Origin of the sequence: Nisaea sp. (assembly GCF_034670185.1) — a bacterium.
Lineage (GTDB): Bacteria > Pseudomonadota > Alphaproteobacteria > Thalassobaculales > Thalassobaculaceae > Nisaea.
Genome location: NZ_JAXMNY010000001.1, coordinates 1,495,172 through 1,508,320 on the forward strand (window position 1 = coordinate 1,495,172; position 13,149 = coordinate 1,508,320).

The 13,149-nt window shown below is 58.6% G+C and carries 15 protein-coding genes; all 15 read right to left on the minus strand.

Going from position 1 to position 13,149, the window contains the following annotated elements:
- Positions 1 to 10: 10 nt before the first annotated feature.
- The 15 genes from VOI22_RS07090 to VOI22_RS07160 all read right to left on the minus strand — a co-directional run bounded on the left by VOI22_RS07090 (position 11) and on the right by VOI22_RS07160 (position 13,121).
- A complete protein-coding gene (locus VOI22_RS07090) occupies positions 11 to 613 on the minus strand; it encodes an OmpH family outer membrane protein (RefSeq protein WP_323795832.1) in 603 nt (200 codons plus the stop codon).
- On the minus strand, positions 570 to 2,873 hold the full coding sequence (bamA, locus tag VOI22_RS07095; protein WP_323795833.1) for an outer membrane protein assembly factor BamA: 2,304 nt from the start codon (positions 2,871 to 2,873) through the stop codon (positions 570 to 572). Before bamA ends, VOI22_RS07090 begins: the two co-directional genes overlap by 44 nt.
- A gap of 140 nt (positions 2,874 to 3,013) precedes the next feature.
- Positions 3,014 to 4,147, minus strand: coding sequence for an RIP metalloprotease RseP (gene rseP / locus VOI22_RS07100; RefSeq protein WP_028464742.1), 1,134 nt, complete (start codon positions 4,145 to 4,147; stop codon positions 3,014 to 3,016).
- A 43-nt stretch (positions 4,148 to 4,190) separates the two neighbouring features.
- A complete protein-coding gene (locus tag VOI22_RS07105) occupies positions 4,191 to 5,441 on the minus strand; it encodes a 1-deoxy-D-xylulose-5-phosphate reductoisomerase (RefSeq protein ID WP_323795834.1) in 1,251 nt (416 codons plus the stop codon).
- A 6-nt stretch (positions 5,442 to 5,447) separates the two neighbouring features.
- Positions 5,448 to 6,335: a phosphatidate cytidylyltransferase gene (locus tag VOI22_RS07110; RefSeq protein ID WP_323795835.1), complete on the minus strand. Its 888-nt coding sequence runs from the start codon at positions 6,333 to 6,335 to the stop codon at positions 5,448 to 5,450.
- Positions 6,336 to 6,342: 7 nt separating this feature from the next.
- Positions 6,343 to 7,074 (minus strand): isoprenyl transferase, encoded by a 732-nt coding sequence (locus tag VOI22_RS07115; RefSeq protein ID WP_323795836.1) that lies wholly within the window; start codon positions 7,072 to 7,074, stop codon positions 6,343 to 6,345.
- Positions 7,075 to 7,077: 3 nt separating this feature from the next.
- Positions 7,078 to 7,638 (minus strand): ribosome recycling factor, encoded by a 561-nt coding sequence (frr, locus tag VOI22_RS07120; RefSeq protein ID WP_028464739.1) that lies wholly within the window; start codon positions 7,636 to 7,638, stop codon positions 7,078 to 7,080.
- A gap of 3 nt (positions 7,639 to 7,641) precedes the next feature.
- Positions 7,642 to 8,394: a UMP kinase gene (gene pyrH, locus VOI22_RS07125; RefSeq protein ID WP_281169426.1), complete on the minus strand. Its 753-nt coding sequence runs from the start codon at positions 8,392 to 8,394 to the stop codon at positions 7,642 to 7,644.
- Positions 8,395 to 8,434: 40 nt separating this feature from the next.
- Positions 8,435 to 9,382 (minus strand): translation elongation factor Ts, encoded by a 948-nt coding sequence (tsf, locus tag VOI22_RS07130; protein WP_416366102.1) that lies wholly within the window; start codon positions 9,380 to 9,382, stop codon positions 8,435 to 8,437.
- Between the two features lie 131 nt (positions 9,383 to 9,513).
- Complete coding sequence (gene rpsB / locus VOI22_RS07135; RefSeq protein ID WP_323795837.1) at positions 9,514 to 10,377, minus strand: 30S ribosomal protein S2; 864 nt, start codon at positions 10,375 to 10,377, stop codon at positions 9,514 to 9,516.
- A 155-nt stretch (positions 10,378 to 10,532) separates the two neighbouring features.
- Positions 10,533 to 11,192 (minus strand): hypothetical protein, encoded by a 660-nt coding sequence (locus VOI22_RS07140; protein WP_323795838.1) that lies wholly within the window; start codon positions 11,190 to 11,192, stop codon positions 10,533 to 10,535.
- 25 nt (positions 11,193 to 11,217) lie between these two features.
- Positions 11,218 to 11,658: a hypothetical protein gene (locus VOI22_RS07145; RefSeq protein WP_323795839.1), complete on the minus strand. Its 441-nt coding sequence runs from the start codon at positions 11,656 to 11,658 to the stop codon at positions 11,218 to 11,220.
- Between the two features lie 103 nt (positions 11,659 to 11,761).
- Entirely contained in the window at positions 11,762 to 12,451 is a 690-nt protein-coding gene (nthA, locus tag VOI22_RS07150) for a nitrile hydratase subunit alpha (protein WP_323795840.1), read from the minus strand.
- Positions 12,448 to 12,762: an SH3-like domain-containing protein gene (locus VOI22_RS07155; protein WP_323795841.1), complete on the minus strand. Its 315-nt coding sequence runs from the start codon at positions 12,760 to 12,762 to the stop codon at positions 12,448 to 12,450. The genes nthA and VOI22_RS07155 overlap by 4 nt, the downstream gene beginning before the upstream one ends.
- Entirely contained in the window at positions 12,762 to 13,121 is a 360-nt protein-coding gene (locus tag VOI22_RS07160; RefSeq protein WP_323795842.1) for a hypothetical protein, read from the minus strand. The genes VOI22_RS07155 and VOI22_RS07160 overlap by 1 nt, the downstream gene beginning before the upstream one ends.
- Positions 13,122 to 13,149 lie beyond the last annotated feature (28 nt).

Consider the following 13,149-nt stretch of genomic DNA (forward strand, 5'->3'; position numbering starts at 1 on the left):
TCAATCGTTTCTAGTTCTGCGTTTCCGCGAAAGTCACCTCGACCTTCGGCAGCTTCTCGTTAAGCCGCTTCATGATCTCTTCGGTAATATCGATCTTGCGGTCGCCGAGGAAAATCTGGTTCTTGAACATGACCAACCCGACACCGACCTCGCCGGCCACTTCAGCAACGATCTCGATCATGACCTGCCGGACATTGCCATTCGCGCGGGCATAGGCCTGGTCCAGCTGGCGCTTCATCCCCTGTCCGTCACGCTGCAGAGCCGCGATATTCTGCTGATGCTCGCGGACACGCGCCTGGAAAACTTCATTGGCGAGAATCGCCTGCTGCTGCGCCAGGGCTTTTTCCGCCTCCCGCACAGCTGTTTCACGCTGCTGGAAATCTTTCTCGTAGGCTTTCCGGCGTGTTTCCACCTGCTCGCGGATATCCTTTGCCGCATCGGACTGGCGCATGATGAGCTGCACATCGACAACCGCGACGCCGACCGGCTCTATCTTGTCGAGCGCGCCTGCCGGCGAGACGGCGACTGCGGCTGTCAGTGAAACCGCGAGAACAACCCCCGCGAGGGCTCTAGAAGCGCGTTCCGAAACTGAACCTAAAGATTTCAGTATCATCAGCATCGTCCTTCAATATTGCTTGCGCCACGTCGACGCGGATCAATCCAAAAGCCGTGGCCCAGGACAGCCCCGTTCCAACGGACGCACGCAAACTCGTGCTGTCGATAATTTCCGACCCACTCTCATCGATTCCGAAAAGCGACCCTACATCGGTGAAAACAAACCCTTTGATCCCAAGATCACCGGGCAGCCCAAGAGGGAAACCGACTTCGGCGGTACCGACATAATACGTATTACCACCCAGCGCATCATCGCTGGTGCTGTCGCGCGGGCCAATACCGTTCCGGGCAAAGCCACGGAAGTTGTTACCGCCGACAAAGAACCTCTCTGCAATCCCGACATCGTCATCCAACCCGACGATATGCCCACCCTCGCCGATCAGGCCAAGAACATAATCGTCGATCAGCGGAACGTAATAGGACCCTTTGAGCGTGGTCCGGAAATGCGCGACTGTGCCGCCCAAACCGGCGAGATCGTTAGAAAGACTCGCAAAATAACCATCCGTAGGATCGCTCCGGCTATCCCGGGTATCGAGGGATAGGGTATGGCCGACCTGGGAGACTGTTTGAGAGCCTTCCTGGTCTTTGACAAAACGCGACGCGTCGTCTTCAACATCCCGGATCTCGGTGGCCTTAAACAGATAGTTCACGGAGTGGCGGATATCTTCGCCAAGATCGTAACCCGCGCGCAAGCGGAACCCACTGCTCTCTTCCTTGAAGGAACTGTCGTCTGTTTCATCCCGAACAATCCTGAACAGATCGAAGCCCGCAGCGACGTCCCTATCCAGGAAATACGGCTCAGTGAAGCCTATGTCGAATTGCTGGCGGGTGAGCGACCCAGAGAATTTAAGGCGAAGGTCCTGCCCCCGGCCGAGCAGATTGCGCTCCCGTATCCCGATATCGCCGATCACGCTATCCACAGTCGAAAAGCCGATACCGAAAGAGATTTCCCCGGTCGACTGCTCCTCGACGCTAGCAGTAATGATCGTTCTGTCAGGCTGAGAGCCTTCGCGGTTCTTCACGTCCACAGACTTGAAGAAGCCGAGATTACGGATCCGCCTGTTGGACCGGCGCATCTTCGACGTGTTGAAAGCATCGCCTTCGGCGAGCTGGAATTCCCGTCGAACAACCCGGTCAAGCGTCCGCACATTGCCTTCGATATCGATCCGCTCGACGAAAACCTTCGGCCCCTCACCGATGAAGAAGGTAATGCCGACCGTTTTGCCTTCGACATCCTGATGCGGCTGCGGGCGGATATCTACAAAGGCGAAACCGAGGGTGCCGAGATAATCGACGATTCTATCGACGGCATCATCGACTTCATCAGCGTTGTAGGTTTCGCCGGGCACCAGCTGGACCAGCGGACGCAGCGCCTCTTCCTCGACATTTTTCAGGCGGATGTCGAAGTCCATCTTGCCAAAGCTGTATTGGTTGCCTTCCTCCATCGTGAAGGTGACAACGAAATCCTTCTTGTCCGGCGTCAGTTCGGCAACGGCATTGACGACCTTGAAGTCCGCGTAGCCTTCGCTCAGATAATGCCGGCGGAGGAGCTCGCGATCGAAGCTGAGACGGTCAGGATCATAGGTGTCCGTGGTCGTCAGAATACGCCAGAAGGCATATTCCTTTGTCATAATGACATCGCGCAGCTTGGAGTCGCTGAAAGCCTTGTTGCCGATAAAGGAGATCGACCGGATCCGGGTCAGCGGCCCCTCATCGACCTCAAACACCAGATCGACACGATTTTGCTCAAGCTGAATGACTTTCGGTTCGACCGTGGCGGCAAAGCGGCCACTCAAACGATAGACATCCAGAATACGCTGAACATCCTGCTGGACGCGGGTCCGGGTGAAAACGCGGCGCGGCTGCAGCTCAACCTCGCGCCCCAACTCTTCGTCCTTGATCCGCTTGTTACCCTCGAAGGAAATCCGGTTGATCACCGGATTCTCGACCACGGTCACGGTGATACGCCGGCCAGCCGGGCGGAGACTGACATCAGCGAACAGGCCGGTTCCGAAAAGCGCTTTCAGGGAACGGTCGAGCGTGGCGGCATCGACAGTGTCGCCAACCTTGACGGTCATGTAGGAGCGTACCGTTTCCGGGTCCACGCGCTGGGTTCCGACCACCTCGATCTCATCGACCTGCATGGTCTGCGCCGCCGCGGGCGAGATGCCGCCCGGCAGATACGGAGTCCCAAAGATTCCGACCGAGAGGACGGCTACGGCCGCAAAGAAACGGGCAAGCGTCAGTCGTGCCGACACATCAAACTCCGCAAACACTTATCAAACCCTGTGAAGGTCATTCCGGTGGCGGACTATAGACTGGTTGGAACACGCATTAAACCTGTGATTCCGTTGATAATTCGAAAACTTACGGAGTGCTGCGCCCGGCATGCCCAGAGTCAGCCGAAAATCTCACCAATTTTCTGTACGAATGAATTGCTGACAATGTCATTCCAGGTGACGAACACCATGAGTGCAATGACCAGAGACAGCCCCGCCACGGATGCATATTCCCTGAACCGCTCATTCAGGGGCCGGCCTCGAATCGCTTCCGCCGTGTAGAATACGAGATGACCGCCGTCGAGCACCGGGATCGGGAAAAGGTTGATCAGGCCGAGATTGACGGAAAGCACTGCCATGAACCAGAAGGTCGTGTCCCACCCCTGCTTTGCCACTTCACCCGACATCTGAGCGATCTTGATCGGCCCACCAAGTTCTTCCGTCCCACGGGAGCCTGTGATCATCTGGCCGACGGCACGCAGCGTCTGTGCCGTCATGCTGTACGTCTCGACGGTCGCACTCCAGAGCGCGTCCAGCGGGCCATGCTTGATCATGGCGACATTGTTGCTGCGCACCCCAAGCTGACCGAACCTGAGCGCATTACCGAAGCGGTCCTCGGTGACGATCTCTTTCGGTGTGATGGTCAGGTTGAGTTCCGTCTCGCCACGCTGCACGATCATTGGCAGCGCCGTGCCGGGATTCTCGCGCACGACAAGCTGCAGATCTCCGAAACGGGTGACCTCGGTCCCGGCGATCTCCAACACACGGTCTCCAGCCTCAAGCCCGGCAGCAGCGGCCGCACTGTCCGGCATGACCTCGTCGATCGTCGCCGGCGCATAGCGCTGGCCTACAACCATGAACAGACCCGCCAGAACGACAATTGCGAAAATAAAGTTCGCGGCCGGACCGGCTGCAACGATGGCAATGCGCTGCGCGACGCTCTTGTAGTGGAAGGACACCGCCTTTTGGTCCGGCGTCATCTCTTCAAGGCCTTCGGATGTGGCGCTGGCGGGATCCGCGTCGCCATACATCTTCACATAACCACCCAGCGGAATGGCCGAGACCTTCCAGCGGGTGTCGTGCTTGTCGTTCCAGCCGAACAGCTCCGGCCCGAACCCGACAGAGAACACCTCAACCCGCACACCGTTGCGGCGCGCGACCCAGTAGTGCCCCATTTCATGGACGAAAACCAGAACCGTGAGGATCAGCAAAAATGGGATCAGGCTTCCAGCGAAACCGGTCAGAAATTCCATAGCGACGGCGATCCTCAGAACGAATTGTTACGATTGGTTCTATTTAGAGACGCTTAGCGTCAATCTCAATGGCGCTCTTGGATATGAGCCCGTTTGTCGATGTTGGTCGGCCGCGCGAAATCAGCGCCCTGGCTCGAGCCCGGACGTCCAGATCAAGGGCGATCACATCATCGATTGTCCGCGGAATGCCGACGTTTACGGCCTGCAATGCCTCGCCGACAAGTTCCGCAATTCCCGTGAAAGTCAGACGCTTTTCCAGGAAGGCCTCAACGGCAATTTCGTTGGACGCATTCAGAATAGCGGGTTGCGCCCCGCCGACTCGCAAAGCGTCGCGCGCCAGAGCCAGAGCCGGGAAACGCTCCATGTCCGGCGCAAAGAAAGTCAGTTTGGCGATCTCGGTAAGGTCGAGCTTCTGGACAGTCGTCTCCATCCGCTCGGGCCAAGCCAGCGCGTAGGAAATCGGCGTTCGCATGTCCGGCATGCCGAGCTGCGCCAGCACCGAGCCGTCCGCGTAGGCCACCATGCTGTGTATGATCGACTGGGGGTGAACCAGAACATCGATCCGGTCCACGTCCAGATCAAACAGATGCGCGGCCTCGATGACCTCAAGACCCTTGTTCATCATGGTCGCGGAATCGACCGAGATCTTGGCACCCATGCTCCATTGCGGGTGCGCCACTGCTTCCTCGGGCGTCTTCAGGCCCATCTCCGCCAGGGACGCATTGCGGAACGGGCCGCCGGAGGCTGTCAGCACAATCTTGTCGATAGACTTGCGCCGGTGCTGCTCGAACACCTGAAAGATCGCGTTATGCTCGGAATCGACCGGCAGCAACGTGGCGCCCGAGGCCTCAACCTCGCGCATCATGATATCTCCGGCGGAAACCAGGCATTCCTTGTTTGCCAGAGCGACCGTCGCGCCCCGCCGGACCGCCGTCAGTGTCGGCAACAGGCCGGCGCATCCAACAATGGCAGCCATGACCCAATCGGACGGACGGGCAGCAGCCTCACAGACCGCCGCGTCCCCGGCAGCAACCTCGATCCCGGTTCCGGACAAGGCACTCTTCAGGTCTGCATATGCATCCGGATCGGCAATCGCGACAAATCCGGGCTTCAGCATGCGCGCGAGTTCCGCCAGACGCTTGACGTTACGGCCACCAGTAAGGGCCGCGACGGAGAAACAATCCGGATTTGCCAGCAGCAAGTCCGCCGTACTGCCTCCGACGGAGCCTGTGGCACCGAGGATGGAGACAGACTTGCGTTGCTGATCCTGCATTTTGTCAGTCGTTTTCAGCATGTCGCCTTAGGGCCATGTCCAGAGCAGTATGCTCTTCCCGGAGAGAAGCATCAGGGCCGCCGCCAACGGCAGAACGGTGACCTGACCATCGACCCGGTCAAGTATGCCACCATGCCCCGGTATTAGGCGCCCGGAGTCCTTTACATTGAAATACCGCTTCAGGGCTGATTCGGCGAAGTCACCGGCTTGCGCGACGATGGCGATCACCGCCCCTGCGAGAGCCACAAGACCAGGCGCCTGCTCAAGGCTCAGCGCCAACAGTGCGCCGAAGCCCGCGCTTCCCGCCATTCCGCCGATAAGTCCCGCCCAAGTCTTGTTCGGGCTGACACGCGGCCAGATTTTCGGACCGCCAATGGTTCTACCGGCGGCGTAGGCTGCAACATCTGTGACAACCACCGAGAGCGCCAGCCAAAGGGCGGTTTCAAGCCCGAGATCAGGCATTTCCCTGACCCAGTAGATGGCGAATGCGGGGCAGAACGCGATGAGCAGGCCCGGCAGCAGCTTCAGTATCCAGGTTCCGGTCACCAAGCGAACCGCAGCTGCATAGATCAGCGGCAACGCGCCAAGCAGAAACAAGGCCTCCGGTTGCTGGAGGCTACAAGCGGCCGCTCCAACGAGCACGGCAGCAGAAAGCCCCGAAAGACGGCGTATCGTCGATGAGCTGTCCGGCGAGACCAGACTGCACCATTCCCACGCCATCGCGGCAGCCAGAAGCGCCACGAGAGCCAGAAAATAAAGCTCTCCAATCCAGAACAGCAGGATGATAGGCGGCAGGATGACGAGCGATGAGACGACCCTCAGGACAAGTTCCCGCGAGCGTCCGGATAGAGCCGCGGGCTGCTTGGTTCCGGAGCCAACACCATCAGGCGCCGGGTCGTTAACTGGGCCCGGCATCCCCGGGTCAGCCGACGGCCGCGCCGAAGCGCCGGTCCCGCTGACAGAATTCGTCTATGGCTTCACTCAGTTGGTCCTTGCCGAAATCAGGCCACAGCGTCGGCAGGAACACGTACTCAGAATAGGCGCACTGCCAGAGCATGAAATTGGAGATACGCTTCTCTCCACTGGTACGGATCAGCAGATCCGGGTCGGGAATACCAACCGTCTCCAGCGTTTCACCAAACATCTGCTCGTTGATCTGATCAGGTTTCAGCGTCCCGTCGGCGACCAGTTGCGCCAGCCGGCGCGCCGTACCGGCGATCTCGTCACGACCGCCATAGCTCAGGGCGATCGTCAGTACCAGACGGTCGTTCGCCTTGGTCAGACCTTCAGCCTGATCGATCAATTTGACGATATCGCTATCCAGCCGCGCCCTGTCACCAATCACGCGGAACCTGACGCCCTTTTCATGCAGCTCAGCGATCTCACTCTTCAGATATCGACGCAGCAGCCCCATAAGGTCGAGAACTTCCACCTTCGGCCGTTTCCAGTTCTCCGATGAGAACCCGAACAGCGTTAGATAGCCGATCCCGAGATCGATCGAGGCCTCGACGGTGCGTCGCACCGATTCCGCGCCACGCTGATGGCCTACCGTACGTGGCAGCCCTCGCGCGTTCGCCCAACGGCCATTGCCATCCATAATGATGGCGATATGACGCGGGTGTTTTGGTTGATGTTGTGCGTCAGATTCAGCCATCGGTCAGACCTGCATGATCTCCTTTTCCTTGGACCCGAGCGCATCGTCGATACGGGAGACGAACTTGTCGGTCATCTCCTGCACCTCTTCTTCGTAGAGATGCTTTTCGTCCTGGGAAAGATCGCCGTCTTTTTCGGCTTTTTTAAGGCTGTCCATACCGTCGCGGCGCACGTTGCGCACGGCGATACGCGCAGACTCGGCATATTTCGCGGCAACCTTGGCAAGTTCCGCGCGGCGCTCTTCGGAAAGATCCGGCAGCGGGATACGCAGCAACTGGCCGTCGACTTGCGGGTTAAGACCGAGATCGGACTCGCGAATGGCCTTCTCAACCGCTTTGGTCATGCTTTTGTCCCAGACCTGGACGGTCAGCATGCGCGGCTCCGGCACACCGACAGTGCCGACCTGATTGATCGGCATCTTGGAGCCATAGGCTTCGACCATGATCGGCTCCAGCAGATTAACTGATGCCCGGCCGGTTCGGAGCCCCTGGAATTCCTTGTCCAGAGCGGAAATTGCGCCATCCATGCGGCGCTTCAGATCGTCGAGATCGGGTCCTTCAGACATTTTCTATTCAGCCTTCTCGCTTATGATTGTGAAGGTACCGCGTCCGCGGATGACATCCGCAAAAGCTCCCACATTCTCTATCGAGAAGACAAGGATCGGAATACCATTCTCACGAGCGAGCGAGATCGCCGATGCATCCATGACCCTGAGGTCCTTCGACAGAACATCCATATAGGTCAGGTGATCATAGCGCACCGCGTCCTTGGCGATAGCGGGATCGGCATCGTAGACGCCATCGACCTTGGTAGCCTTCAGCATCGCGTCGCAGCCCATCTCGGAGGCCCGCAGCGCGGCAGCGGTATCTGTGGTGAAGAACGGGTTGCCGGTACCGGCGGCGAAAATCACCACACGGCGTTTTTCCATGTGGCGAACAGCCCGGCGGCGAATATAGGGCTCGGCCACGGCGGAAATTGGCAGCGCAGACAACACCCGGCACTGAACACCGATGCCTTCGAGCGCGCTCTGCATGGCAAGCGCGTTCATCACCGTCGCCAGCATGCCCATATAATCGGCGGTGGCTCGCTCCATCCCCTTGGCGGCAGCGGAGACGCCGCGGAAGATGTTCCCGCCACCAATGACGACGCAGACTTCGCCGCCCAGGTCCCAAACGGATTTAATCTCGTTCGCGACCTGGGAGACCATTTCGGGGTCAAGGCCGTAGGCCCGTTCGCCCATCAGGGCTTCACCCGATATTTTCATCAGAACCCGTTTATACTTGGGAGCCGGCGGCTCCTGACCTTGTTCGATCGCCGTCACGCTGCTCTCCCCTGTATAATTTCAGGTCCCATCTTGCCGATTAGCTGCCCAGTGTGGCTGCCACTTCGGCCGCAAAGTCTTCTTCTTCCTTTTCGATGCCTTCGCCAAGCACGAAATGACGGAAGCCGACGAGCTTCACCTCGGTACCGAGTTCCTTCGCGGCATTCTCGATGACTTTGGAGACCTTGTTCTCGTTGTCGATCACGAAGGTCTGCTCAAGCAGAACGACTTCCTGATAATACTTGCGGATCCGGCCCTCGACCATCTTCTGGGCGATCTCTTCCGTCTTGCCGGAGGCTTTCGCCTGATCCACGAGAACGGCACGCTCACGTTCGACCAGCTCCGGATCGAGATCGTCGACGGAGAGGCTCTGCGGGGACGTCGCGGCGACATGCATGGCGAGCTGCTTGCCAAGCTCGGAAAGCTTGCCGGCGTCAGCAGACGATTCCAACGCGATCAGCACGCCGATCTTGCCGAGGCCCGGCACGACCGCGTTATGAACGTAGGGAACAACAACGCCGTTGGAGACAGAGATCGTCGCGGCGCGGCGGATGCTCATGTTCTCGCCGATGGTGGCGATGTTGTGGGTCAACTGCTCTTCGACGGTGCGGCCGGTTTCCGGATAGGCAATACCTTTCAGCGCGTCGACATCGTCGCCCTTGGCAAGAACGAGGCCAGCAAGCGTTGATGCGAACCCCTGGAAATCGGCGTTGCGGGCAACGAAATCGGTCTCCGCATTGACCTCGATCAGAGCACCCTTGGTGCCTTCGGTCGCAACCGCGACCAGACCTTCGGCAGCCACGCGGCCGGACTTCTTGGCGGCAGCGGCAAGACCTTTGGTCCGCAGCCAGTCGATCGCGGCTTCGATATTGCCGTCGGTTTCGCCAAGCGCCTTCTTGCAATCCATCATGCCCGCGCCGGACTTCTCGCGCAGTTCCTTAACCATCGCAGCGGTGACAGCCATCGTCTTCCTCTTTTCGTTGCTCATGCCGTCCGCACCTCTGTCGAGGCCGGCGGGCCTGTCAAACAATCGTAACTTTTCGAACCTATCTCGTAACGGCGGCGGCCCCGCCCTCGCGTGCCGCCGCCATCACTAACAATCTAGCAAACCGGAGCGGTTTAGGCGCTTGCGGTTTCCGTCGGCGCCGCGTCAGCAGCCTTTTCGGCCGGTTCAGCAGCGGCTTCCGCCGGCGCTTCAACAGCCGGCTCAGCAGCCGGAGCTTCAGCAACGGCTGCAACCACCGGCTCGACCGGAGCTTCTTCCGACTCGCCGACATCAACGCCGGAAGCCATCATTTCTTCCTGCAGGCCAGCGAGGACCGTGTTGCCAACCAGCTCGCAATAGAGCGAAACGGCGCGCATCGCATCGTCGTTACCCGGGATCGGATAGCTGATGCCCTTCGGGTCGCTGTTGCTGTCCAGAATGGCCACGACCGGAATACCCAGCGTGTTAGCTTCCTGAATGGCAAGCTGTTCCTTGTTGGTGTCGATCACGAACATGATATCCGGAAGGCCACCCATTTCCTTGATGCCACCGAGAGAACGGTCAAGCTTCTCGCGCTCGCGGGACAGGTTGAGCTGCTCTTTCTTGGTCAGGCCCTGCATGCCTTCACCGAAACGCTCTTCCAGCTCTTTCAAGCGGCGGATCGAGTTGGAAATGGTTTTCCAGTTGGTCAGCATGCCGCCGAGCCAACGGTGGTTGACGTAATACTGACCGGTCTTGGACGCGGTCTCGGCAATCACGTCAGCAGCCTGGCGCTTGGTGCCGACCATGAGCACGCGGCCACCGGATGCGGTGACGTCGCGGATCGCGGACAGAGCGCGATACAGAAGCGGAACCGTCTGCTGCAGGTCGAGAATGTGAACATTGTTTCGAACGCCAAAGATGTACTCTTCCATCTTCGGGTTCCAGCGGCGCGTGTGGTGGCCGAAATGGACACCAGCTTCAAGCAGCTGGCGCATTGTAAACGTAGGAACGCTCATCTTTCCGTCTTTCTCCGGTTATGCCTCCACGGGTTTTGCCCGGGCACCTGCCCGGACACCGGAGCGCTGCGCCGGGATGTCTCCCCGACACCGCGCACACCCGTGTGCGTGATGAATGCGCGGTTTCTAAAGGTCCCGCCAGAGAAATGCAAGGATCAATCGAGGGTCAGGAAAAGCGCCTCGCCTGAAGCAATAGATGCATCCAGCATTGCCACCGCGTCCCGGAAAACCAGCCGGAGCGTCTCGGCTGCGTCAACATTGAGCTGAGTAGCGAATTTTTCAGTGCGGGAGACCATCGCAACAGGAGGACTGCCCTCGTCGTTCCAAGCGGCTAACAGGTCACGACGCAAGGCTTTACAATCTTCGGCGGACAACCAGCCCGCCAAAAAATAAGCCATGTTCGGGAACGGGAATGCATCTGCATTGACGGGGCTCTGAAACAGCTCGGTTATTGAACGTCCTTTCTGGAGGTGCTCAGTTTCGTCCTTTCTCCAGCCGATGGCACTCAACGCCTGTTCTAGAAAATAGAAGCCCGTATCATTGCTCGCGCTCAGACTTGGTGCAGGCCTGGCCAGTTCAGCGAGGCGGATAAGTCCCCACAATTCAGGGTCATCTTCATTTTCTTTAAACCACTCTGGATCATAACGGAGTACGGAAAGAAGCTCGGTCCCGAACGTTGATAGGCCGGGCACACGCGCCGCGCAGTCAGTCTTCATTTTCTCGAGATCCAGGCTGTCCGTCAGACCATAATCCGCTCGCAAAACCGCAACGTATCGTTCTGCTGAAAACAATGCAGCGGTATGACGAACAGCCATCTCTTCTCTCGAGGTATATGGACCCTCAGTAACAGTTGTTCTGAGCGCCGTTAACAATCACCATACCGCGGTTATTCTTCGCCCAATTCGAGAAGTCGTTCTTTGCGGTGTTTGGGTTGACACCGCCAAGTTGAATATTCCAGTGCCCAGGCGGGTTATTGTCGAAGACCGCCTGGTAATTATTGACGAGCCCCTGAACGTCGCCGGTGTCATTAACCTGCGGCGGTTTATTAGGGACATTCGCCAAGGTAATTTTCACGAAACAGGGATTGCGGGGGAGATTACCAATGTCAAAGGTCGACAAATCTCCGTTCTTGCCAAATGCGAATGAGCCAGGGCCAAGGCTTGCATTACCATTGTTCTTGGCACTCACGCCGCGATAGATGTCAAATGCACTCGCCGGTATAGAGAAAACAACGGCCACGACCAATACGGCCGGGACCAATAGACTCTTTGCGATCCTCATCAGTCATCCTCCTCATTTTGGATATACCTCTAGAGGACGCACTTCGGCTGAGCTTGTGAGTAATTTTATATTATATTGAGACTAGAAGACGCGCTTCATGATCCTAATTGGCGCTGACTTCCGTCACCCCGATCATCGCATCCCGGTGGATCAAGGCGGCAAGCGCTTCTTCGCTCATGCCGTCCGTGCCCTCGGGGCGCATCGGCAGCACCATGTAGCGCATGTCCGCTGTACTGTCGTGCACCCGCACTTCGCGGTTATCCGCGATTTCCGTACCAAACTCACGCAGCACGGCGCGCGGCTCACGGACCACGCGGGAGCGGTAAGAGCGGCTTTTGTACCAATCCGGCGGAATACCGAGAATCCAGCGCGGATAGCAGGAGCAAAGAGTGCAGACGACGACGTTGTGCACCTGCTGTGTATTCTCCAGCACAATCAGCTTCATCGGGCCGATGTCATGCCCGACCTCGGCGATGGCTTCCTTCGGGTTCGCGATCAGACGCGCCTTGAAATCCGGGTCCGTCCAGGCACGGGCGACAACAAGCGCCCCGTTCGCCGGACTGCGGGAATCCATCGCCTCGATCTCGGCGCGGATGTCATCCGCCGTAACCAGACCCTTATCGATCATCAGCTCCCGCACCGCCTCTTCCATCAGGCGGTAATAGGTCATGCTATCGTCCTGATCCGTCCGGTGCGGATGGTGATGCTCAGGATCGTAGGGATGCATATGGCCGTGGTCATGATCGTGATGATGATGATGACCATGGCCCTGATCGTCATGCCCAGTGCTCATGCCGTCTCTCCTTCAGATCCTTCGTCCTGATCGAGCCAGAACTCGAAAATCTCGATGTCGATTTTATCGTCCTCATGGCCCTCATAATCCGACCAGAGATCCTTCTGGCGGAAACGGACCCGGTAGAGAGGAATTTCAGGGGCGCCGTCTCGGCCGAAAGCCAGTTCTTCCGGATTGCGGAAGGCGCCGCAGATCCGCTCCACGATGCCGGCGTGCCCACGGACATAATACGGCGTGCGGATATGGCTCGGCGGGGTCGGCGGGAACTGCTTGTGGACCCGGACCCGATCGCCGACCGCGAAGCGTGCCATCAGCAGCCTCCTCCGGCACTGCCTTCCGGCATTACGCCATCCGGATAGCGCGCGCGCACTTCTTCCATCTTGGCGCCAAGCTCGTCCGCGGTGAACACGCCCCGCTCCAGCAGGGTGTTGGTCACCGAAGAGATCCAGCGCTCGTAATAGGTCATGTCGTCATAGGCACCTGGGGGCAAGGCCTCGATGCCTTTGCGCAACTGATCCACCGTCATCAGCTTCAGCCGGTTCGTGCAGATCATCATCAGGGCATCGACCCGCTTTTCCCAAAGCGCGTAATCATGTTCTTCCCGGTTGATCTCGCCAGCCGGAAGGCCGCCCATGTCATGATGGCCGCGCGCGGTAAAATCCCGTTCCATCGCAGCTCCTCCCTCTCAGAAAACCTGA

Excerpts from the sequence above, each read along its gene's own strand:
- VOI22_RS07090 (WP_323795832.1), bottom strand. The coding sequence starts at position 613 with ATGATACTGAAATCTTTAGGTTCAGTTTCGGAACGCGCTTCTAGAGCC.
- rseP (WP_028464742.1), bottom strand. The coding sequence starts at position 4,147 with ATGGAATTTCTGACCGGTTTCGCTGGAAGCCTGATCCCATTTTTGCTG.
- VOI22_RS07105 (WP_323795834.1), bottom strand. The coding sequence starts at position 5,441 with ATGCTGAAAACGACTGACAAAATGCAGGATCAGCAACGCAAGTCTGTC.
- VOI22_RS07110 (WP_323795835.1), bottom strand. The coding sequence starts at position 6,335 with ATGCCGGGCCCAGTTAACGACCCGGCGCCTGATGGTGTTGGCTCCGGA.
- VOI22_RS07115 (WP_323795836.1), bottom strand. The coding sequence starts at position 7,074 with ATGGCTGAATCTGACGCACAACATCAACCAAAACACCCGCGTCATATC.
- frr (WP_028464739.1), bottom strand. The coding sequence starts at position 7,638 with ATGTCTGAAGGACCCGATCTCGACGATCTGAAGCGCCGCATGGATGGC.
- tsf (WP_416366102.1), bottom strand. The coding sequence starts at position 9,382 with ATGAGCAACGAAAAGAGGAAGACGATGGCTGTCACCGCTGCGATGGTT.
- rpsB (WP_323795837.1), bottom strand. The coding sequence starts at position 10,377 with ATGAGCGTTCCTACGTTTACAATGCGCCAGCTGCTTGAAGCTGGTGTC.
- VOI22_RS07140 (WP_323795838.1), bottom strand. The coding sequence starts at position 11,192 with ATGGCTGTTCGTCATACCGCTGCATTGTTTTCAGCAGAACGATACGTT.
- VOI22_RS07145 (WP_323795839.1), bottom strand. The coding sequence starts at position 11,658 with ATGAGGATCGCAAAGAGTCTATTGGTCCCGGCCGTATTGGTCGTGGCC.
- nthA (WP_323795840.1), bottom strand. The coding sequence starts at position 12,451 with ATGAGCACTGGGCATGACGATCAGGGCCATGGTCATCATCATCATCAC.
- VOI22_RS07155 (WP_323795841.1), bottom strand. The coding sequence starts at position 12,762 with ATGGCACGCTTCGCGGTCGGCGATCGGGTCCGGGTCCACAAGCAGTTC.
- VOI22_RS07160 (WP_323795842.1), bottom strand. The coding sequence starts at position 13,121 with ATGGAACGGGATTTTACCGCGCGCGGCCATCATGACATGGGCGGCCTT.